Source organism: Bacillus sp. JJ675 (genome assembly GCF_036963165.1).
Taxonomy (GTDB): Bacteria; Bacillota; Bacilli; order Bacillales; family Bacillaceae; genus Bacillus; species Bacillus glycinifermentans.
Window position 1 is genome coordinate 1 of the sequence record NZ_JBALMR010000100.1, and the last position, 23,029, is coordinate 23,029.

Annotated in this window: 17 protein-coding genes and 1 pseudogene; 5 read left to right on the forward strand and 13 right to left on the reverse strand. The window is 36.6% G+C overall.

Annotated elements, in window-relative coordinates; genetic code table 11:
• Positions 1–27 precede the first annotated feature (27 nt).
• The 5 genes from V7126_RS22190 to V7126_RS22210 all read left to right on the forward strand — a co-directional run bounded on the left by V7126_RS22190 (position 28) and on the right by V7126_RS22210 (position 3,759).
• Positions 28–555 (forward strand): Rok-like winged helix domain-containing protein, encoded by a 528-nt coding sequence (locus V7126_RS22190; RefSeq protein ID WP_065894406.1) that lies wholly within the window; start codon positions 28–30, stop codon positions 553–555.
• Between the two features lie 77 nt (positions 556–632).
• The gene (locus V7126_RS22195; RefSeq protein WP_335499247.1) at positions 633–986 is read left to right on the forward strand and encodes a hypothetical protein; all 354 of its coding nucleotides are present in this window, start codon (positions 633–635) and stop codon (positions 984–986) included.
• 153 nt (positions 987–1,139) lie between these two features.
• Entirely contained in the window at positions 1,140–2,402 is a 1,263-nt protein-coding gene (locus V7126_RS22200) for an MFS transporter (RefSeq protein ID WP_046132714.1), read from the forward strand.
• A 125-nt stretch (positions 2,403–2,527) separates the two neighbouring features.
• The gene (locus tag V7126_RS22205; protein ID WP_082094171.1) at positions 2,528–3,634 is read left to right on the forward strand and encodes a Rap family tetratricopeptide repeat protein; all 1,107 of its coding nucleotides are present in this window, start codon (positions 2,528–2,530) and stop codon (positions 3,632–3,634) included.
• Positions 3,631–3,759, forward strand: coding sequence for a hypothetical protein (locus V7126_RS22210; protein ID WP_255131167.1), 129 nt, complete (start codon positions 3,631–3,633; stop codon positions 3,757–3,759). Before V7126_RS22205 ends, V7126_RS22210 begins: the two co-directional genes overlap by 4 nt.
• A gap of 1,027 nt (positions 3,760–4,786) precedes the next feature.
• On the opposite strand, the gene V7126_RS22215 is transcribed toward V7126_RS22210, so the two are convergent.
• The 13 genes and pseudogenes from V7126_RS22215 to V7126_RS22275 form a co-directional block, all read right to left on the reverse strand.
• Positions 4,787–5,077 (reverse strand): hypothetical protein, encoded by a 291-nt coding sequence (locus V7126_RS22215; RefSeq protein ID WP_046132713.1) that lies wholly within the window; start codon positions 5,075–5,077, stop codon positions 4,787–4,789.
• A gap of 19 nt (positions 5,078–5,096) precedes the next feature.
• Positions 5,097–5,351 carry a phage holin gene (locus V7126_RS22220; RefSeq protein WP_046132712.1) on the reverse strand — a complete coding sequence of 85 codons (255 nt, stop codon included), beginning with the start codon at positions 5,349–5,351 and terminating at the stop codon, positions 5,097–5,099.
• Between the two features lie 18 nt (positions 5,352–5,369).
• Entirely contained in the window at positions 5,370–5,756 is a 387-nt protein-coding gene (locus V7126_RS22225) for a hypothetical protein (RefSeq protein ID WP_021837858.1), read from the reverse strand.
• 131 nt (positions 5,757–5,887) lie between these two features.
• Positions 5,888–6,979: an N-acetylmuramoyl-L-alanine amidase gene (locus tag V7126_RS22230; protein ID WP_046132711.1), complete on the reverse strand. Its 1,092-nt coding sequence runs from the start codon at positions 6,977–6,979 to the stop codon at positions 5,888–5,890.
• 151 nt (positions 6,980–7,130) lie between these two features.
• Positions 7,131–7,295, reverse strand: coding sequence for a hypothetical protein (locus V7126_RS22235; RefSeq protein WP_176463767.1), 165 nt, complete (start codon positions 7,293–7,295; stop codon positions 7,131–7,133).
• Between the two features lie 19 nt (positions 7,296–7,314).
• Positions 7,315–9,879, reverse strand: a complete 2,565-nt coding sequence (locus V7126_RS22240) for a peptidase G2 autoproteolytic cleavage domain-containing protein (protein ID WP_046132710.1) — start codon at positions 9,877–9,879, stop codon at positions 7,315–7,317.
• An 18-nt stretch (positions 9,880–9,897) separates the two neighbouring features.
• A complete protein-coding gene (locus V7126_RS22245; RefSeq protein ID WP_046132709.1) occupies positions 9,898–10,695 on the reverse strand; it encodes a hypothetical protein in 798 nt (265 codons plus the stop codon).
• A 15-nt stretch (positions 10,696–10,710) separates the two neighbouring features.
• The gene (locus tag V7126_RS22250; protein WP_128748091.1) at positions 10,711–13,350 is read right to left on the reverse strand and encodes a phage tail spike protein; all 2,640 of its coding nucleotides are present in this window, start codon (positions 13,348–13,350) and stop codon (positions 10,711–10,713) included.
• Between the two features lie 3 nt (positions 13,351–13,353).
• Positions 13,354–14,115, reverse strand: a complete 762-nt coding sequence (locus tag V7126_RS22255) for a distal tail protein Dit (protein WP_046132707.1) — start codon at positions 14,113–14,115, stop codon at positions 13,354–13,356.
• A gap of 54 nt (positions 14,116–14,169) precedes the next feature.
• Entirely contained in the window at positions 14,170–19,353 is a 5,184-nt protein-coding gene (locus V7126_RS22260) for a phage tail tape measure protein (protein ID WP_414826758.1), read from the reverse strand.
• 361 nt (positions 19,354–19,714) lie between these two features.
• Positions 19,715–21,406, reverse strand: coding sequence for a phage tail tape measure protein (locus V7126_RS22265; RefSeq protein ID WP_231947448.1), 1,692 nt, complete (start codon positions 21,404–21,406; stop codon positions 19,715–19,717).
• Between the two features lie 92 nt (positions 21,407–21,498).
• Complete coding sequence (locus V7126_RS22270) at positions 21,499–21,753, reverse strand: hypothetical protein (protein WP_046132751.1); 255 nt, start codon at positions 21,751–21,753, stop codon at positions 21,499–21,501.
• Positions 21,754–21,776: 23 nt separating this feature from the next.
• A pseudogene (locus V7126_RS22275) lies at positions 21,777–23,029 on the reverse strand (hypothetical protein); the annotation flags it as partial.

Sequence of the window (23,029 nt, forward strand, 5' to 3'; positions counted from 1 at the left end):
AAATAATGTTTTTTAGGAGATGGGGTTATGTTTACTGAAAGGGAAGCATTACGTTTAAGGCTTGAACAGCTTAATGATGCTGAGATTAATTTGCTGCGTCAACTTCGGGAAGAGCGCAATGAAATTTATTCTAAGCTGCGCGAATTAGATAATCAAAACAATCCAGACGAAGCAACCGATGCAAACATGATCCACAAAAAATCCTTATTAGAGTTGGCAAATGAAACGGCAAAGTCCTTTGAAAAAAACAAACCAGAGAAAACAAATCCGCCAATTGTGTCATCCTTAAACCCTAGCAGAAAACCAAGGCTCGGGACGAAATCTCACAAACATCGTGAGGTAGCTTTAAAGATTTTAAGGGATCACAAAGGTGAAATACGGGGATATGAGCTTCAAAAAGAAATTGAAAAGGAAACAGGGATGCCGATTCGCAATATGACTACTTTTATGCAAGGATTATTGAAGTATCATCCTGAAGTGGAAAAGACATACCGCGGTCGTTATGTTCTCAGAAAAGAAAAAGACAATACCATTAATGAAAGTCCTTCTGAATGAGGGATTTTTTGTTTAGGAATTGTTTAAAAAATGTATAATAAAAGGGAACATACATTCTGCTTTGAGGTGCTGAGAGTATGAAGCCTGTTATTTCTAAGGAACTTGAAAACGCAATACATGAAAAGATCATTATTGATCTGTGTATCCATGCAATGGATACAAAGTTGACGAAAGCTGAATCAAATAAAGAACCAGAACTTGTTGAATATTATGAGGGGAAGTTGAAGAAGCTCTTTTCAATAAGAAAAGAGTTGAATGACTATTTAAAGAAGGAAAACACGAAGATTCAAGAGTTTGTTGCATGTGATGATATGTTTGTGGAGTATCCTTATTATATAAGAACTAAAGAAGGGGGGATTAAAGAGGGGGAGGCGAGGTATTGGAAAGCTGCATTGAAATTGCATATGAAGAATAAGCTGGAAGGATTGTGAACATCATTTTTCATTCCCGCTTAAGAGTCCATTTAACATAAATTTTTCTTAAACAATTCCTGGTTGACGTTGACCCATAAACCAAAAATAGGATATGCTTATAAAATAAACATTGTAAAAAAGAGGGATTTTTGTAAGGGGGATTTATGAAAAATGGATAGTGGTAATACTGTATGGCAAAAAAACTTCGCCTTTCTTTTTTGCTCTAAATTGGTGAAGATAACCGCAGATTGCTTTGCTGTCAATACAATTCTGTGGTTCTTGATTTACGAAGGGAAGGGAGCGATGGGTACAGCTTTACTCTTGGCAGTTTCTTTTCTTCCTCAAGCCCTGTTAGGGCCAATTATAACTCCTCTAATGAAAACAAATTCATTAAAATTCTGGATGTTCTTTGCTGATTTAACAAGGGCAATGCTCATGTTTGCCATTCCAATATGTTACTTTAGCGGCTTTTCTCCTTTATGGTTTATCATACTGCTCATGCTTGTTCATTCAGCAACAGGAGCATCCTACAATCCTGCATCTGTTTCATTAATTCCGAAAATTGTGAAAGCAGATCTCATTCAAAAAGCAAATGCAATCATGCAATCGTCAGAACATGTTGTTAGGCTTGCTGCGGTTACTCTTTGCGGTGTGGTTATTGTCGCAATCGGGGCAGTGCAGGCAACATTGATTACATTCCCACTCTATATAATTTCAGCCAGTTTAATTCTTTTCATCAAATACACCATAAAAGAAAACGTTAAACAGAGAGCTGAAGAATCAAAGAAAAAGGGTACATATTTGAAAAAACTGAGAAGAGGTTTTACTCTTGTCCGAAGTCACCATATTTTGTTTCCATTAGCTATTTATTGTGTTTTCTCCAATTTAGCCTCTGCACCTTGGGAGGCACTTTCGGCAGTCTACATAGCTGAAGAACTCAATGGTGATCCGATCATTCATTCTTTAATAAAAGTTACAACTGCTGGTGGAGCATTTTTATTAGGTTACGTTTTGGCAAAGGTTAAAGTAAATCGATATGGCCTGTTGTTTGTCACGGCTGGAATTGTTGAAGGTGCAGCATTTTTCATAACGGGCATGAATTCGCTTTTACCTTTACTATTTCTTGCTGCCTTTGCATTAGGAGCCACTATTAGTGCAATTAATGTTCCAGAGCACACCATTATTCAAATGTCTGTCGATGATGAAGATCAACCACAGGTTTATTCAGTTATCAGCATGATTTCCTATGTCATGATTCCTTTGGGGGCTTTAATTGGGGGATATGCCGCAACCTTTTTTGGAGCAGGAAAAGTGATTGCTTTTGGTGGGGTGATTGAGATCCTTGCTGGAATTGGTATCCTGTTGTTCACTAGGCTTGGGAAAGCCCAACGGACTGATTTAATCAAAGAAAAAGAAGAGAGCCTAAGGGTTTAAAAATTAAGAAAAACGACAGCGTTTTACAAATTTAAGCAAAAACCTTTCAAGGACTTCCGAATTTTGCGATAATACAGATGATTATAAAAATGTTGTGTGAATAATCTAAGAAAGGATGAAGGAGATTGACAAAAACAAAAATTGCATATCAAGAAGTGGCCAATAAGATTAATCAATGGTATACGATGATTAAGAAGCGTGAAATTGAAAATGCAGTGAAAATGAAAGAAGAAATCAATAACATGTTAGAAGATATGGAAGAAAATCAAAATTTGCTTCTTTATTATAATCTCTTAGATTCCCGTCATAAGCTTTTGTTGGATATGTTCAAATCATCCGGTAAAATTCTTCATAAAATTCAGAAGAGTCCTGAAATGCAGAAAACTGATGACATGTTGCAGTATTACTTCTTATTTTTCTCTGGTCAATACATGTTTTCCAAAAAGAAATATATTGATGCAATCAATTATTATAAATTAGCTGAAGATAAGCTTGTTAAAATTGAGGATGAAATTGAAAAAGCAGAATTCTATTATCATTTAGCCATATCATATTATCATATTGATCAGTACTTTTTCTCGTTGGCGTATGCAGAAAAAGCTTTAACTGTTTTTCGTGAATATGACGATTATGCCCATCGAACAGTGAGCAGCGAAATGATACTGGGAGCAAACAAACTTGATTTATTCCGTTATGAAGCAGCCTACAAACATTACGAACATGCATTACACATCTCCAAAACAAGAGGTATATCCAACTCAGAGGGAAAGGCATATCATAATTTAGGAATCCTTTATAATAGAAGGAATATGCTTTCTGAAGCAGAAGACTGTTTTAGAAACGCTTTACAAATTGATGAATATGCTAATACTTATAATGGACTAAAAGCCGTTTATAATCTAACCCACGTTTTGTACAAATCTGGACATATTGAAGAAGCAAGGGAATGGTTTAAGAAAGGATTAAATCGTGCAGAAAAAGAAGGGGATAAGGAATATTTGGCGAAATTTACTCTTGTTAACACTTTGTACGATGAGTACAATGAAAGTGTATTAGCGGATTCCCTTGACACTTTAGAGCAGATGGGGTTATGGAATGATGTAGCAGAATTAACACTAGAGGTGGGATGCTACTTTAAAAAATCCGATGATATTATAAACACCGCTAAGTTTCTTGAAAAATGTATACACGCAAGGGATCAAATTCTAAAAATGACGGAGGAATTAAAATGAAAAAGACAATTGCCATTGCTTCTACGGTCATCTTAGCTGGTCTGGTTGCTTTCGGAGTATCAACTGGAAAGATTGCAATCCAACAAGGTGAACATGTTCAAGTTGCTGAAAAGGCTGTCTTCTGATACACGTTTTTCAAAAATGCATATAATTAAAGCAATACGAATGGGGCATCTCTTTAATTTTTTCCATAAAACAAGGGATGTCCTCTTTTGTTATGAGATGGAATTGTATTCTTTCTCTAAAAAGGTTTGTCTACTCTAATTAAACAAAAGTATTGCAAAATGGATTATCCCCTACATTCTTTCTTTAGTTTGACCAACAGTATGTAATGCATTACAATTATTCTTGAATTTCATTTTGGGAATCACCCAAAATGCAGGCAACATCAAAGACTGCAATTGACAAGAAGTATTCCATTGACTATAATAAACGTAAAACGAAATACAAAACAACATATTAATGTTATATTCTTTATTTTAGTGAATGCATGCTGAATTTTTTTATCTTCGTTAAGCAAAAGTATTGCAATTGGGTTTATCATCAGACTACAATGTCATGATGTTAACTTAAAAAAGACCTGGTTGCAGCCAGGTCTTAGAGATTAGCTATGACCATCTCTCCGTTTTTTGCACATGTCGCAGAGGTGGTCTTCAACCTTGTTGTTTTCTTTTAAAGTGAGAATTAATTTCGTATAGCCTACGAGAAATATTAGAAATTGAAACAACTCAAATTTCACTTAATCTTCCTCCTCTTCCAAAGTTAATTCAATAGTATCATATTAACTTTGGTTTTTCTAGATCAGAGGAAAGTTTTGTTTTTGAATAAACCGCAGGTGATGGTGCACCGTACGGTCAAATGAAGGCAATCCTACTGATTTTTATCAGTAGGATCTTTTTTGATCAGCTTAAGAATTATGATAATCTTCTTGAATTATTTTCGCGCTTACAATATAATGAAATTGTTTAGAATGTTGTCATATTCATTTAAAAAGACCCGACTGCGGCCAACAGTCGAGTCAGAAGTACAAAGCAGCCCTCAAGGGGCTGGCTCAAAGCGTCTTTTTTAAATAGATTTTCCCTTTAAACTTTTGCGGGTCTCAAGGGAAGTCTATTTTTTGTTTGAAAAAGAAGAGGGGAGATCCCTCACAAATCACATCTGTTTTAAAAAATCTCTGAGAACCTGCAGCAAAACAGTAGTGTCCTGTTTGTTCATATCCATGATCTGTTCAGTTGCTATTCCATCGTTAATTTCAAATTTTATGATAGGCTCCATCAACGTATTCGTTGATGTTTGAGCTGTATTATTTTCTGTATTCACAGCATCATCTGAAACCACAGGGGGAATAACAAGACGAAGCGTTATAGATTTATCCTCACCAGTGTCAATTTTGACTTCCGAAAAGTTTGAAGGGTAAGGGGAATATGTAATTGTTGTTTTCATTAAATCAACCCTTTACGAATTATTTTCTTGGTTCTTCATATTCCATTGCTTGTTCGCTGTCAGAGATACCTTTAGTTGTTGGATCAACGATAATGCCCATTGCAGTCAAAAACGCAAGGAAGGCATTAAATTTCTCCGTAAGGTCATTGCCAAATGCAGTCAAATCATATCCAAATGCAGCAGCGATTGATTGAACAAATAAAAGTGTTGCGGAGAAAATTGCTACAAGGAATGTTTTCTTTTTAAGTCTTACTTTCCAGTTGATTTTAGTCATAATATCAATCTCCTTTTCTTATTTAAGTCCAAAATGTATAAGTAACCATGCACCGACTAATGTTGCAATTACGGTTGGCAAAACCTTGTACATAAGATCTTTACCGAACTGACCTGGGTCGATTTTTCTATTGGAATCTGATTGCTCAAGAATGCCCACTCGATTATCGAGTTTTTCATATGATTTACTTAAATTTTTTAAGCTGTTATTCATCTCAGTCAATGTGACAAATTGTTCTCTCGATTGTTTTTGAGCATCTTTGTTTATTTCGATTTGTTGTTCCATAAGTGTTGTTAGTCGACTCATGTCTTCAGTTCTTGCTTCTAAATTTGTAATTTTTTCTTGATGATTTTTCATTTTTTCTTCTAAGACACTTAGTCGTGTATTTACATCTACTTCAGCCACAAATTCAACCGTCCTTTATCCTTAATAAAGAAGGTGTACGTCATCCCACGTTGTTCACCTCCAAAAGAAATAGAGGATATTCATTGATCAATTTAGATCAACAAATATCCTTAAAGATAATTAAAGATCAGTTAGATTCTTGTTCCAAACTGACCTGAAACGTAACCACGTTTGCCATTGTAAATGACTTCCCAATAGCCTTTAGGGTTATTTTTGCCTTTCACTGATCCAGAAATATCGATCTTACTGCCAAGTTTAACTGTACCGATATTCTTGGAGTTATTACGGTCAGGTTTGTCCATTACAATTGCAGCATTTGACACTCCAACAATTTTAATTTTTCCTACAGATTTAATGGAAGAAGAACCAGCGCTAGATTTTGTTGTCGTTGATTTCGAAGGGGAGGAGGCAGTTTTCACATTACCTGAAACTTCAACATATTTGTCTGAAGCAGTGATGTAATATGTTGCTCCTTTAGAGTTTTTAACCTTGTACTGATAAGCACTTCCTACTTTCACTTTTTCAACAACAGTAGGGAAACCATAGCCTTTATTCACCGTGCCAACAACATCTTTGTCTTCCCATGAAGGTTTAGAATAAAAGCGAAGTCCGTTAACTTTTGATTTCAGGGAACCACTAGCAGCAGAAGAGGAAGAAGAGCTTTTCGTACTTGAAGGTGCCGTAGAATTAGAAACTGTCTTATTCCCAAGTAGGCTATCAACTTTTTTACGGAATGCGGTAAGTTTGCTTGAGTCACTTACCCAAGGAGCAGGACAGTTCTTGTTCGTTACATCATAGTGGCGGACGATTTTTTCTGTAGATAATTTGAATCTTTTGCAAAGATCAGCCACCAATTCGGCAGCATTCTGCACAGTCTCATCATGAATTGTACCGTTTTTCTCTACACACATTTCAACACCAATTGCTGTTTGGTTAGCATTGGGTTTAAGGAAGCTCACATAGCATCGATTTTGATCGTGTGCATGATAAGCCATTTCGTTTTCAGGGATAATGTATTGTGCTTCGTTTCGGTCTACGAAATAATGAGCAGATGCATAACGTTGATCAGCGATACAAGTACCATTAAAATAATTTCGTTCATTTAGCGCACTAGCTCCTGGAGTAGCTGTATAGTGCATCACAATTCCTTTCACGCCAGACAATTTAATACCAGGACGAGTAAATTTGTTTACTTTAACGAAATTTTTCACAACTTTAACCAAATTAAATCACTCCTAATTGTTTTTGAGCATTAAAAAAGAGACTGGGGGGTTCCCAATCTCTCTCATTCTCACGTATGCTCTTGTTTTCTCTGTTTTGCTAATATGTACTTTGAATAAAATCTAAGTTTTATTTAGAAAATAATCACCTCCTTTAAGACTTTTTCAGTTTTGCAATTTCATCTTCTAACGTTTTTGTTCTCTCAAGTAACTCCAGTAATTCTTTTACGGTAATGACAGTTTTCCCATCACTTACACCAGTTGTATAGATGTCTTCCCACTTGTCTTTCTTTTTGTTGTAGAAGCTTAATGTATTCATCTGAACCTCCAATCAAGGTTTATCTTATAAAGCAAATTGCGACACCGTATCCATCTTTTTTAGAGTATGGTTTTGTAATCTCCATAACTCTCCAAGTGGAGTTCTCTGATTTTGTAGCTATTCCGTTATTTGCTTCAATGCAATCTCCAACTTCAACAGTTTCATCTATGCGAATATAAACTTGTCCAACAAGACCTACGATATTCCATTCAGGTCTTTGTTCTCTCGGGATATAATCTTTTTTTGACTTCCATTCAGGGTTTTCAACAGGCATTTTGACGTATTCACCTGTTTTTTCATCAAGAACATCTTCATAAATAAGACCGCCAAACTCATTTTTTAAATAGCGATCTTTCCAATAAACCTCAGCGCTTCCAAGTACAGTTCCTGCTGTTTCAGATATAACGCCGAGCATAAATTCAGATTTTTGAGCAGGTCTTATTTTATTTTTTTCAAGGGTAACGATGGTTCCAGAAGGTATGCTTTTGCCATCAAGGCTTTCAAAATACTCCGCGTAGTCACTGAATGTTGCTCCACCATTGATCTTCCCTGTGGCGGAGATGTCTCCATTCATAGAGTTAAGCATCCACTTTATATTTGAACGTGAAGGGGTTTCTCCATATCCGCCAACAACCATATAGCGATCATTTGCTCCGAGCTTAACCCCACCAGAAGACAGAATGGTTCTAGAGACATTTTCACCTTCAATATGGGAATCATTCGAAGACATGACTGTGCTACGGGAACCATCAACAGAGCTTCCGCCAGATGAAGAATAAACCCCTGTTCGAACTCCTTTAGCCTTTGCTCCTCCAGTTGTTCCAATAGCTGCAGATGCTTCTCCAGTAACTTCTGGCGTACCTGAAGAAGCGGCGATAAAACCCGTCGATGTTTTAACATGTCCAGAAGTAGTGGCAGCTCTTGTCCCACCTTTAAAGTTGTTTGGAACATATGAGTAATCATAGCCAGCGATTGTTGAAGCTTTGCCATACTTTTCAGCAGTGACTCCAAATATGTAAGCTTGAGAATTCGAGCAATAAACACCAACACTATCTTTCCGACCATACCCGATTAAGCTTGCATTGGTTAATTTTACATTCTCTGTTTTGCTGCCGATTCTTACACCGACTCTCGCTGATTCAAAGGAATTGATATTGCTTATATTTACGTTGTCAGATTTTTGACTTCCTCCGATCACGTAAATGTCTGCTTCAGCCGTCTTGAAGCCAGAAACGGAAATATTGTTTAAATTAATGTTTCTAGATTTAAATTGAGTTGCAATTGCAGGATTTCCTTTGTAGTCATAAGAGGGATCTCCAATTGCTGTGAAGTTGTTTATATTTACATTGCGAAATGCGGAGATTACCAAGGCTCTAGGGGACAGTCCTTCATACAAGCTGTTGAAAATAGGGTTAAGAACTCTACAATTTGTAGCACTAACATTAAAAGCACTTTTTGAAACTGGATCTGAAGAGCGGTGGAATCCAATATGTCTGAAGTCAAAGCCTCGAATATCATTCTCAGAGGAACAATTTACAAAATGAACATCTTGGGCTGCAGGTGCTAAAGCGTGCGCTTTTACTTCAAAACCTCTGCAATTTTTTCTACTATGACAGTTCATAAGCCATGCATGTTTAGAACCATCATCGATCTCAAAACCATTTGTGTTACTGCCTCCAGCACGGTGAGCCGAACCATTTCCATCATATGAATAACAATTTGAAAAGAAAATGTAGTCAGAAAAGTGAGTTGTGAACCCGTCATCCCCGAAGTTCCAAGCTGTACAATTGTCGATCCAAACGTACTTGGAACCTTTAGGCTGATAGTATTCAGCACCATCTGAGGAAGAGTTGTACTTTGGAGAGGTGACATCAAAACCATGAAGACCAGCATCTTTTGCGTGAACTTTATTAATCCAAACAAATTGACTGTTAGTGATGTTTACGCAGCTTGCATTTGGCCCCGATCCAATCTTGTTGTCTTTTTTATTTAAATTCCAATCAACAAGCAGATTTTCGATCTGGATATATGAGTTACCATTTGTATAATCTTTGTTTGTAATGACATGTGTAGTAGGAGGGGTATCAGGATGAAGTTTGATCACTGACTTCATACCATTGCCATAAAGTTTTGTGAAAGAGGGAAGTTTAACTCCTTTGACCATGTATGTGCCATCAGGAACGTAAATACTTGAAAATCCACTTCCTATAGCTTTCTCAAACGCAGCGGTATCGTCAGTTACTCCGTCTCCTTTTGCTCCAAAATCTTTAACATTAACACTTCTCATATTGAATTCATTAATGATTTTATCAACTAGGGTGTCACCAATAACCTTAAACTTTGATACATCACCAATAATCTTTTCGACGTTGCTGATCTTATCCGAAACATTGGTGATTTCTTTTTGAAATTCAATTTTGACATTGATGATATCTTGTTTAACGTCGCCGATATTGCCTAATACTTCTTTAAATTTTTCTGTAATCATTGGGGCTGTCCATCTTTCCCCGTCTGAGCTTATTGCTTCAAGTTCAATAGAGACCCACTTTTCCAAGAGTGGATCATAATATTTTAAATAATTCATTATATACCTCCTGAATTGCTATTCGATCTTGAGCCATATTTGATTGGTAAGGGGAGCAGTCTCTGATTTTTTGATTCTTGCTGCAAATGGAGAGACAGGTGCTTGGAGCCATAAGTGATTAACATTGTTAGGAGGGACTTCACTGACGATTACATTGAATCCATCATAGGCATCTGACACACCTATATCGATCCAATCAAACCCATCCCATCTCCATTCAATGTGTGTGTCCTCGGTTACAACTGTCCATCCGATTTGAGGGTTTGGATATGTAGTCATGATATCTGTGTATGTATAAACTTTAGGGAGGTATATCTTCCTTGTGTTAGCCACCACATCTTCATAATCTGAAGTAGCATACTTAGTCCATTTTGTAACTTCTCTTGATTCCTCAGTTGCTTCTTCGCATTCTTCTGTCGCTTTTCGTGTTCTTTCAGTCAATGAGTCGAGTGTTTCAACAACTTCATTTCCGTCGCGTTTTGTCCAAATACGTGAGCCTGGGAAGTAATAAGCACCTTCGCCGCTGTATTTGAATTGAAGAGATTTCCCTTCATTTGAGGCATTAAAATAGACAACTCCATTAAGGTAATCAACCCTAAAGTAGTCGTCTTGTAACTCACCGTCTTCAACTTCTTTCCACACTTTGTCGTCCCCAGTGACTTCAACTCTCATTTCTCTGTTGGGGACTTCGGTTAATTGAGCTTTTCCGTTATAAACCACCTGTGTTTCATTGTAAAGCTGGTAAGGATCATCAATCGATCCTTTTCTCTTCTTAGAAAGAATAGGATCATTATAAAGTTTTGCAGTATCTTCCAAATGATCACCTCCGTATTAATTTTGTTTGAATGCTTCCCAAATATATTTAACGTTCAGCTTATTTCCGCGTGTGTTGATGTCTGAGCCGGTAATAAAATAATTCAAATTCATTGACCCGTATGTTTTATCGCCGCCTTTAAGGTAGGAACCTGCTTCTCCATTTTGAATTGAGTAGCCACCTAAACTGTTTTGAATGATAAGTGTTGAATCAGTAGGGGAAGTAGAATAAATCTTGACCAAAGTAGGAATGAAGTTTAAACTAATTGATCTGCTTTGCTTTCCGTCACCGATGTACTCTCCTGTTGCGTATTGAGGAGAAGAGGGGAGATCAGACTTAAGAACATACGCAGATGAATCATAACCGCCGAGTTGAGTTGCACTTCCTGTAATTGAAGCATTAATTGTTCCTGTTTCATCTCGAACAGCTATTGTATTAGGAGTTGATGCAACTTCAGCAGTGTATCCATTCAAAGATTCAGCGGATGTAACGGATTGCTCAATCCACTTTTCACCGTCGTAAAGTTCCTGTTTATTCGTTTTGGGATTAATCCAAACAGTGTTTACATCCGGATTTTCTGGTCTTACCTCAGAAACTGCTTGAATTAATCCATTCACTCTCCCTTTGACCTCAGCAATAGCAGAAGGGAGGTAGGGGTTTTCAGAAGCATGTTTCGATTGAGCAATATCTGAAAGAATAATTCCTGCTCTTTCAATATCTGCATCAACCCTACGGTAGGCTCTAACACCTAATGTGTAGTATTTATTTGATGCTAATCCCGTGAATTTATAGGAACGCTTATCATATTTGACGTTGACCAATTCCTCATGGCTCATTTTAGAACCGAAAACATATTCGTCAGAGGATTCGCTGGAATAGAGATATACTTCAAATCCATCTATGTTGTACTGATCTTCATCAGATTCTGGATACTCCCATTTCAAAACAATATCAACCGATCCATTATCGTTGTATTCATGAGAGATCGCTGTCCCATCTGATTTAACCGTAGGGGCTGCGACAGGAGTAGAAATTCGATCATTCCTGATGTTGAAGTTTTCCGCAGTCTTCATCCAATCAATTTTTCTAACACCATAATCATTGTCGATGTGATTTATGGTATAAACGAGCTTAACCATTTTCTCTTTTACAGTCTCAACACGTTTTGAGTTTGAAATAGTCAAATTGATCTTATTAGATTCAAAATCAAAACTCATTTCAATTACTTTTGTTTTAACATCGATGCCTAAACGGTCGTGTTGAACTCGAATAATATCCCCAATAGAAAGCCGATTCCAGTTTTGATGTTCACTTATGATGCCAAAGAAGTTTACGATGCTCATTGTGATATTGACTGGTGGGGTATTTCGTTTCTTCATTTCCTCCAGACCAGCTTCATAAAGGTCAGTTTCATCATATAGGTTGTCATTTGACCATTCTTGCTCATTGATAAACTCAGCCAACTCTTCTTTGAGTTCATTGCTAAGATGACTTTCAAGGGTTAATTTTCCCTTTAAAAGTGTAATTTTGTTTTGAATATCGGCAATCAAATTCTCCCTGTTTTTGATTTCATTCTTTTTAGCAGCAATCTCTGCTTCTTTCGCATTTCTTTCTTTAATCAATTCAGCAGTGGGATCTTTCGCTTCAGTTGCGACTACAATCTTATCCAAAATAACTTGAAGCTCTAAATCAAGCTGCGTCTTTTGAGCTTTCAATTTGGCCAATTTCTTTTCTTCTTCAGTTTGTCGAGCAAGAAGGGAGGAGAACGTTTCTGTTTGAGAATCGATGAACTCATTAAAGTCAAGAATGGCATGACATAATTCATCACTCATCTCATAGCTATGGGATATTACGTTTCGATCCTTGTCTCGTTCAAAAGGGTAGAGGTAGTACGTAAAATCTTCAATGTATGCTTGTCCGGTTGGATTGGCCGCGTTAATTGAAAGATCATCTTTACCAGTCACATAAAGCCTGGTGCAAACTTCTTCAAGCTCCTCAGTGTCTTCAATGGTGTCTAAGTATTGGCCGTACTTAATTCTCATTCCTTTATATTTTGACGCTTCATCTTCAGTATAGAAATGAACCTTTTTTTCTATAGTGTCAAACACAGGAACAGCTTCAAACGTTTCACAAATTTTCATTAGGAAATCTAACTTGGTTGAAGATGTGATATCAAAACTCCTGAATTTTTCATTGAATAGTGGATTGATATATCCGGCTTTCCAGTTCGTATTTGCAAAACAATCATCAGTTACCTGTTTCATGTTATAGGAAGTGACTTCGTACCTTCTGACTTTCCGGTAGCTTAATTGATGAGCTAAAGACATACAGGTAAATGTAACTGATTCATTCTCTGCCCCTGATTTTTGCTTAGTTTTGATGATAAACCATTCATCCTTGAAATTATAAGCAGACAATTTCACCAGCCTTCGGAGCTTCAATCTCTTGAGATGGGGGTTCTTTACCCATTGTTTGTCTATCTCAATTTTCAAAGGCACAGTGAAGGAAAGCTCATTAATTTCGCCTAACTTTATAGTCAAATTAACGTTTGAGACATCAACCAGGTTGGCGATTTTCTTTTTATTTGCTTTGGCTAGGGAAAGTTTGGGCTTTAATAAATTGAATGATCTTGATACCTCTTGAAACAGTACCGACACCTCCTAACGATATTTGAATCTATAGTTGAAAAGAATTTTACATCTGCCTGTCACTCTAATTCGGTTCATTCCATAACCGAGTTGAAGATACTCTTCATTGAAATTGTCGTATCGTTCGTCTCCATATTTTGATGAATCTACAATCTCTTTTTCACCTGTAACTGCAATGATTTCTCCATCCTCAAGATCAATAAACTTAGAAGGGGAGGAGAAGTTACTTAGATTTTCAATTTGAACATCGCCTTTACCAATCTTTTGAATTTTAAACGATGGGACAATGGTGCATTCACCTTTATTGTTGATTTCAATTGTAATGTCTTCCTTAGAAGCATCGTACAATGGAGTGGTTATCGATCTACTGTAGGCATAAGGGGAATCGCATCGCATTGTTAACCTGACATAGCCCTCTTTGCTTGCGTTATGAACTAAATCATTTGTATCAACAGGCATAGCATAATAAACGATGTCTAAGTTTTCACTGAAAGATAAAGGCTGGTATGTATCAACATCCAGCCATCGTTTAATGTCAGCGAGTCTTTTATCATTCCAGTAATCTACAATATAAAAATTAAGGTTGAATTGTTTAGGATCGCGTTTTTTCCCTTCATAAAAGGGAGTGTCATTTCCTTTTATGGATGTCTCGTTTATTGAAGAGGTAGCTAGAAATGTTTCTTCAACTAAACCGCCTTCAGTATTGACATTTTCAATCCCCATATCTGTTGATTTTCTATCTCCGAAGAAAAAGTAACGGCTCTCTCTAATCACTGATGTTTCTCACATCCTTTCATACAAAGAAAGAGCCGACAATTTTGCCGACTCTTAGAATACTCCTCTAGCGGATAAAGCGTTATATACAGTTCCTAAGAATTTCTCCGCATCATCCTTAGAACCAGTCATTTTATCCACGTTAAAGTTAATATTGATCGTTTGATTGCTTGTCGTTTGATTAGGTGCAGTAGAAGGGGAAGGGAGCGTAGCTTTTGTTGGAATATCCCCGAAAATGTTTCTTGTCAGCTCAACAATTTTCAGGACATTGCTTGTATCAGATTTGTTCAATACAAGCTCTTGCTCATGAAGCATAGCAAGCTTTCCTGAGCTTCCCCATTTTCCGGTATATCCACCAACATCAAAAGAGGAAACCTTCTTGCCAGTTTTATTTCCGGCAATCACGACATTTAAAGCATTGGAAGCTTCTTTAAGTTTATCGATAAGGTTGTTTGAAATGCTCTTACCGATGGAATCCATGTTGCTGTTGATGAACTTAGTGAATTCATTAAGCTGTTTAGCAATATCGGTTATCTTACCATCCAAAAGTTTTTTCTCAAGTTCCTTAAAGGCTCGATCATCATTAACAAGGTCATCATACTTTTTGTTGATTGATTCTTCATCTTTTTCAAGCTGATCTTGGAGTGCTTCCTTTCGTTTCGTGTTTTCACGATCTTTCAGAAACTCTTCAAGGTCTTGTTCTTGTTCCTGAAGCTGTTTATCCAAATCCTTTAATTTTGCTTTGGCTTCATCAGAATCATCTAAAGACAGCTTATTGATTTGATCTTTTGTTTCCTGAATGGATTCCTGTTTCTCTTTAAGGGACTTCTGGAACTTGGCTTCATCGTCTTCTTTGTCAATTTCATCAATGATGTTTTGTGTTGCTTTTCGATGGGCTTCAAGTTCAATATCACGCATCTTTTCGTACATTTCTTTATAAATAGAAACGACTTCATCTGCAAGTGATTTGTAAATATCCTTAATGGACTTCTTGGTGTTATAAAGCTCAAGGTTGTAGTCCTTTTGTTTATCTTTCCAGTTTTCAATTTCCTCTGTGATTTGTTTCTGGATATCAGGGAAACCTTTAGCTGCCTTTTTCTGTTCCTCAAGCTGTTTGATGTACTTTTTGGCTTCAGCTTGTTGCTGTTGAATCAATTTTACTTGCTGACTGTAGTACTTGACTTTTTGATTGTCATCCTCAGTCATCTGAATCTTGATATCAACATCTTTAAGCTTACCCTCAGTTTTCTTGACTGATTTCTCGATGTTGTTAAGTACTTGATCAACTTTAGATTGAACAAGCTGACCTTGTAGCTCTCTGACTTGATCCTCAAGGGAGATTAAATCTAATTTGGCCTGTTTCAGTTCTTCTCTAAGCTGATCACGTTGAGCATAGTTGAGCTTTTTGTTTGTTTTAAGCTCTTTGTTAATCCAATTGAGCTTTTCCTGTTGAATTTTCCGCTGCTCATCAACAGCTTTCTTTTGCTCGTTAGTGTATTTACGGAACTCTTTGCTGTCAGTGAGGTAGCGTTTAGCTAAGGATTCGTTTTTAGCAATCTTAACTTCTAAATCTGATTTGCGTTTATCAAATTCATCGAGCTTAGATTGAACTAATTCATATTGGAGCTCTTGAATTTGATCGTTTACAGAATCTAAATCGCCTTGTAAGCCGATTAAATCAGACTTTGCTTGAGCAATAGCCTGTTGTCTTTCAGCTTCAGATTGAGATAGGTCAGACGTCAAACCTTTCATGTAGTTTTCTGGATCGATTGGTTTTCCGTTCTGTTCAATCTGTAAATGAAGGTGATTTCCTGTTGAATGCCCAGTGCTTCCGACTTTACCTATTGTTTGACCAGCAGATACAGTATCTCCTTTTTTAACTTTAAGACCTTTCTGCATGTGCATATATTTTGCAACTGTTCCATCATCTTGTTGAATGACAACCCAGTTACCTGCTGTTTTAGAATAGGCAGCGGTAATGACTTTACCAGCTCTTAATGCTTTAACAGGAGTTCCAGCTTTAGCTGCTAGGTCTAACCCTTTGTGAGGGGAGGAGCGGAGACCACTTTCTTTTTGGCCAAACTTTGAGCTTACTCTAAATCCATTCGCGCTGGTGTAGTAATTAGCAATTTTTGATGTCGCAGTAGATAAGCTCTTATTGTAGTTAGAAAGAATGATCTTAACGTAATTTTGTGTTTCTTTGAAAGGAGGGACGCCACCATATTTAATAACGTTTCCTGGCCCCGCATTATAAGCAGCCAACGCTTTTTCGATGTTGCCGCCAAACTTATTGAGCATTTGAGCGATATATTTTGTACCGCCCATGATGTTTTGATAAGGATCATATGCATTGTTTACACCAAGGCTCTTAGCAGTACTAGGCATAAGTTGCATCAAGCCCATAGCACCTACGGTGGAGCGAGCTTTTGAATTGAAGTTTGATTCCTGTTTAATAATCGCGGCAATTAGTGCTGGATCTACACCGTATTTACTTGCTGCAGCATTGATGTAAGAAGAATACTTACCTGAATATGAACCACCAGAATAATAAGAACCAGCCGATGATCCAGAAGAGGAAGAAGAAGTAACAAGTCCTGTTTGTGGAATATAACCAGATTTGATTTGCTGTTTAAGCAGTTTGATCTGATCTTGCATTAGTTTTTTCTTACGTTCTAATGCTTTGATTTCCTTATTGATTGCATCGCGATATTTCTGAGACCATTTAGGATAGTCGTTGGTTTGCTTGTTGAATTTTTCAATTTCCGCGTTTACTTTTTCAAGCGCTTCTTTATATTTATCAACGACGTATTTGGATTTCTCAGTTTCAGAAGATGCTTTTTCTTGTTCGTCTGAGTATGTTTCGAGAGAGGTTCCGACTTCATCTAGAGAAGTAGAAGTGATTTCAGAAATCTTTTCAATGTTTTCAAGGCTATCTACAAATTTCTTGTAATTTTCGTAGTTTTCCTTTGCTCCACTTATATGTTGAATGCCACCGTGATTTATGTTTTTTAGGGCTTCCTCATATGATTTTTTAAATTCAGCAAGTTGTTCCTTAGCCTCTTTTAAAGAATTAACTTTAAGCGGATCATCAGACCCATCTTTAGACATCATAGATGTGAATTCATTAGCTTGAGCTAATATTAATTGCTTGACGGCATTTATTTTGTCTTTATAAGCTTTTATGAATTCATCTCTGCTTTTTATTACAGCTTGGCGGTTAATATGAACCATGCCATTTTCTACTTTTATTGCCTTACTCAAACTTTTTTCTTTTTGAATAAGTTTCATTGCTTCAGCGGCCGATATATTTTTTCCTTCAGCCATTTTTTCAAGAAGGTCATTGTAAATAGAAACTTTATCAGCTACTTCATCATAACCCTCTTGTTGAAGCGTAGACGCTGCATAATCACTTTGTTTGGAGTCGATCAACTCTTCAATAATGTTTAAGGTTGCTTCTAAATCACCTTTAGCATCTTTGAGTTTTTGACTTAATTCTTCAACATTTTCCGTCGATCCTTCAACAGCATCACCAAATTCATCATAGGTGGCAGTTGCCGTTTTTAGATTGCTGTCCCCATCTTTAATTGTTTTTTTTGCTTCATCGTAGCTCATTGAAAAGACATCAATTTTCTCATCAGATGATTCATATGTTTTAAGAAGAGAATTGAGATCTTCTTGAGCGTTATTGAATGCATTGCTATCAGACTTGTCCAAAGCAGTTTGCATCCGATCTTGAAGTTTGGCTAAGGCACTTTCAAATGCCACGATGTCATCAGCATTTGCTTTTGAAAAATCAAGAGAATCAACAAGGTTCTTCACATAGTTAGAAAGAGTATTGCTTATGTCTACGTTATTAAATGCGGATACAACAGACATAATATCATCTTTCATTTTAAATGATGAATTTGATACCTGTTGCTCTAAAGATCTAATTTCAACCTTTTTCTCCGCAATTATTGAATCATTGTCATTTTTAGTTGGATCAGCAGAGAAAAAAGCATTTTGAACTCCGTGTTTTAACTCTTCGATTTCACTTTCAATGTCTTGGATTTGACGTTTCTTGTCCTTAATTTCATCAATTGATTGCTGTGCAGTTTCAGGAGCTTTCGTTCTTTGCTCTTCTTTTTTGGCTTCAATTAATTTTTCAACTGCTTCACGTTCTTTGTCTACACGAGAAGCGGAAACTAGATGAGCTTGTCCGTTCTGATCTATTCTCTGTACTAGGGCAGGGAGGACATCAGCTAACTGAGTTTGAACATTTAAATACTCTTGTTCTTGATCAGTTGTTAGACCGCCTTTCCGCTTTGTTTCATCTAATTTTTTATATTTCTTAATTAATTCTTCGGTGGTGTTTTTATTTTTTGTTAAAGCATCAATATTCTTTTGCTGGTTCTGTTCAAATTCTTCTTGTTTCTGTTTTGCTTCCGAGTATGCGGATACAAGTTTTTCAATAACAAATGCTACAGCCATAAAACCAGCGATAGGAAGTGCTGCACCAGCCATGAAAGCCATCGTAGTTCTGGTTACTTTTCCTAATGTAGAAATAGCAACAGAAGTTATATTAGTGGCTACTGCAAGCATTCTCTGTCCTGCGGCAGCTCCAGTTGAAGCCACATTAAGCAAACTAAAATTAGCTATAAGGGACTTTAACGCAGTTCCCATATTTGATCCAGCAAGAATCATGGTTGACCTTAGATTGCTATTGAACAGGAGCACTGCTGTAGATGCTGTCGCAAATAAGGTTGGCAAAAAACCAATAGTCTTAGTAACATTTGCTCCGACTTGAACAATATCTTTTAATGTTTCAGCAAAAGCAATTATTCCATCAGACAGAAACGCTTGTCCTGATACAGCAGCAAGTCCTGTCCATGCAGCAGACAATCTATTAAGACGACCTTCTAGGCTCTCGGAGTAGCGTTCTTGCTCGCGTAGGGCGCTATTCTGACTATGGGTAGCACTTGATGTCGCTGAAATCGCAGTGTTAAAATTTTCCATCAAACCGAGGAACCTTGTATTTTGAAACATGCCCGCTGTAGAAACTCCGATTTGCTGTTTCTGTGCCTGACTTAGATCGTCCCATTTTTGATGAAGTTCCTCAAGAATTTTAGATACAGGTCTAGCTTCTCCGCCTACATCTTTTACAGCAATACCTATGCTTTCAAGGCTTTTTATTGCAGCTCCATTCGTTTGAATTCTCGCGAAAATTGTTTTTAATGCGTTCAATTCTGTTACTTTCACCAATAGGTTACTGACCATATAAAATGGCGGTAAGGCACTTCAACCTTACTCTCTATGTTTCCATAGAGTTCAGACTGTCGCTTCACATTTCTGTGTCTCTTCACTCAGTCGTTCAGGCTACCATTACGCTTGCCCCTTGTTGTCCTCGACTTAACGTTAGGAGTTCCAAGTCAATTAGAAGAGATTTAACGTCGGCAACCATTTTACCGACAATATTTCCACTTTCTTTCGTGGCCGATTGTATGGCTGTTGTGTCAGTTTCTTCCATGTAATTCGCTACATTACATGCGTTTTTACTGCTTATAGTTACCTATAAGTTGAGACTATATCATGACCCACATGGGGCACCTCCCGTTTCGATTTAAGGGGTTTTCACCCGCGCCAATAGCTTGCGCCCTACTTCTGTTGCGGAATTTCGCCGCCAATGGAATAGTCGTTGAACGTTCCTCGAAAGAGGCTTCGCTGCTGATTGTCCCATAAGGATTTCCCAGCAATTAGAGAGGTTTATTACCTTTATATTGCTATAAAGGAGGACTAAACTTAATCCCAGTAGTTGTTCCATACTTACGCCATATACTTTTGCGGAGGCAGCAGATTTTCTCATGGATTGAGCGAGATCTAATGTGCTTGTTTGGAAGTTATTGTCAATCTCATTTAACGCATCGGCTATTTTTATGCTGTCTTTCGATTGTATTCCGAAGTTAACCATCGCTGAAGTGAGGGCTTTAACAGTATCTTCAGGTTGTAGCTCACTAATGTTTTCCATCATTTGAGCTGTTTTGGTTAAATCTAATAACTCATCACCTTTATAGCCCATCCGCCCAAATTCATTCATAATTGTGAGAACGTCTTGCGTCTTGTTAGCTAGTTCATCACTTAAATCAATTGACTTCTGAAGAAGATCATTAAATTTATAATCAGGTAAATCCATAACACGCCTTAATCCAGTCATTTGAGTGTCGAGTTCTACCACCTGACTGGTAAGATCTTGAATAAGTCTTAATGGCATGTAAAAAAGTGTCATGGATGCCATCCACACAGGTACGCGGGACATTGCGACTTGTAGTTGTTCACCGAAACTCATCGTCTGTCGTGTTGTAGCAGCAATATTGGATGACATTTCTCTGAATTGCATATTAAGACTAGCCATCTGATTTCTCAAATTGGGAGTTCTTGCAGTTAGCTGATTAACTGAATTCAAATACTGTTGAATCTGCTGATTGCTTGCATTACTTAATGAGTTACCATATCTATTTTGTAAATTTTGAGTGTTTACCTGGGCTTGTCTTCTATAAAGCTCAAGCTGTCGCTCAAGCTCTTTAGTCTTTGCAACGGCAGAAGACTTGTCATCAAGCAGCTTTAATTTAGCTCTTAGGGATTCGATCTGCTCACCTGATTGAGCTAAATTTATTCTTCGACCAAGAGAGGAGAGGGTGACTTCTGAAAGTTGTCCTTGCTCTCTAAGTTTTTGTAAACTTGCTCGAAGCTGTTCAATTGCTTTTCTTTGTTGGTCAAGATTAGTTACAGTAGTAGTGTTTTTTACATTACCATTTTGATCAAGGTTATAGGTAATATCCTTGAAATTATCACGATTTTTCTGAGTTGATCCTGTTTTTACACCTTGAGCATTTTGACGTTCAATTATCTTTTGAGCTTGGCCGAGCTTTTGAATTTCAGAGGTTAATTTTGCTGTTTCTTGAGTTTCTTGGCGAATCTTTTGATTACGATTATCAATTGTCTTAATTTCTCGTTGAAGTATTTCACCATTCTTCTTGTGTTGCTGGATTATCTTTTCAGTCGTTCCGTCAGCATTCTTAATAACTGTTTGTGTTTCTTTGACTGTCTGATTGTAATTCTTAAGATTTTTTTGATATGTTTCAACTGCAGAAGAAAATTCCTTGAGGGTTTTTAATGCGGAAGCATCAATGTTTGTTTTGAGCTGAAGGGAGTTTAACTTTGATTGTAGCGTTTTAAGCTGCTTGTTAATTTGCTCGACTGATTGAGCGGAAGTATCGGCAACGGGGGTCACTACAATTTTCAACTGTTGACTCAATTAATAATCACATCCTTTCAAAGCGGAGAGTGGGGGAGAGGTGGACACAAATAAAAAACTCTGCATTCAAGCAGAGTCAGAATAAAATACAGTCATTGTTTTATGTATAGTGTTGTATCGTCTTCATCAATCTCTTCCGTGTCTTCAATTTCAAGCCCCATATTAAAGGCTCGGAGAGTAATCTTATCACCATCAAAATTGGTTAATGTTATTTCTTTAAGTTCTTCAAATTCACCAAACTCCAATAAATCATACTCGGTAAATCGTTTAGCTTCATCTTCAGAGTTTCCAAGTGTTGTGTGGCAAGCGGCTATAGTCAATGTCAAATGATTAACGTATTTTTTCATTTTGTTCATCCCCAATTTAAGAATCATTTATTTTTATAACGATTAGCGTTCTTTCCTGTCAAATATTGAGATTGCCAAATGCTTTGACACTTTTTTGAGCAAGTGACGCTTTTCCTAGCAAGAGAAGGTCTAAGGAAATAAACATTATTGCATATTTTACAAGTTTTTTTGACTTTTTGACTCTTGGAATGTTTATTGAAAATACCAACGCATTTATTGCTACAAAAAACAAGTCCACTCTTGCTACTTGAGATTTTTGATGGAACTACGAAAAGTTCTCTATTACAAACACCACAGGTGGTTTTAATTTTATTTTTCTTTGATTCTCTGCTGCATTTCATTGAACAATATTTAGAAGCTTGCTCTCTATATTTTGAGACTTTGTATTTTTTATTGCAATATAAACACTCTTTTTGAATCGAGGTATCCTTCAGTCTATTATTTTGATTCCATGAAGAACTGCAAGACCTTGAGCAGAATACGTTTTTGACCTTTCCACTTTTTAAAAGTTTGGCTCTATACTTAGGCAAACTAACATCTTTGCCGCAGTTTTTACATTGATAACATAAATTATTTCTTTGTTTATAAAGTTTACTGCAATTTGCAGAGCAAAAATGATTGCCCTTGTTCTTATAGTGGTATAAATATTGAACAGATTCTTTACCACAGTAATCACAATTAAAGTTGACATGCTTTGAAGGTTGGTATCTATTAATTTTTTCTCTAACAGAAAGATCTGTTATAGCTGCTAAATCGTTTTTATCCCATTCCATATATGGAATAATAGGTTTTTTGGTTATTGATAGAGTTGCTTCGTTATCATAATTAAAACTATGATAATTTTCTAATATACCTTTTTTGCTAATGAACAGATCAATTAACTCATTACATAATTCCAAGTTTGTAATGATGTCGTATTCCCATAAATAAAGAACATTTTTGTTGTGATAATTCTTTAAATATGTTTTCTTCTTCTTATCCATTTTAATTCTATTCAGTTGCATATTGTATTTTATTTCATCATAAAAACGATTATCTACATGAAAGAACCCACCGTTTACCTCGATTAACAGATCGTGATCGTCAAGATAAACGTCTAAAGCATATTCGCCGAACTTTTTTTCATTGGTAAACCTTATCTTTTTTGCAGTCAACAATTCATTAATAATTACCTGCGGCTTTGAATTTGTAAAACTAATTTTTCCAGTCGAAAGATTGTTTAACATGTTTTCTCTATTAATTTTTATAAACTCTTCAGATTTAACAAGAATTTCTT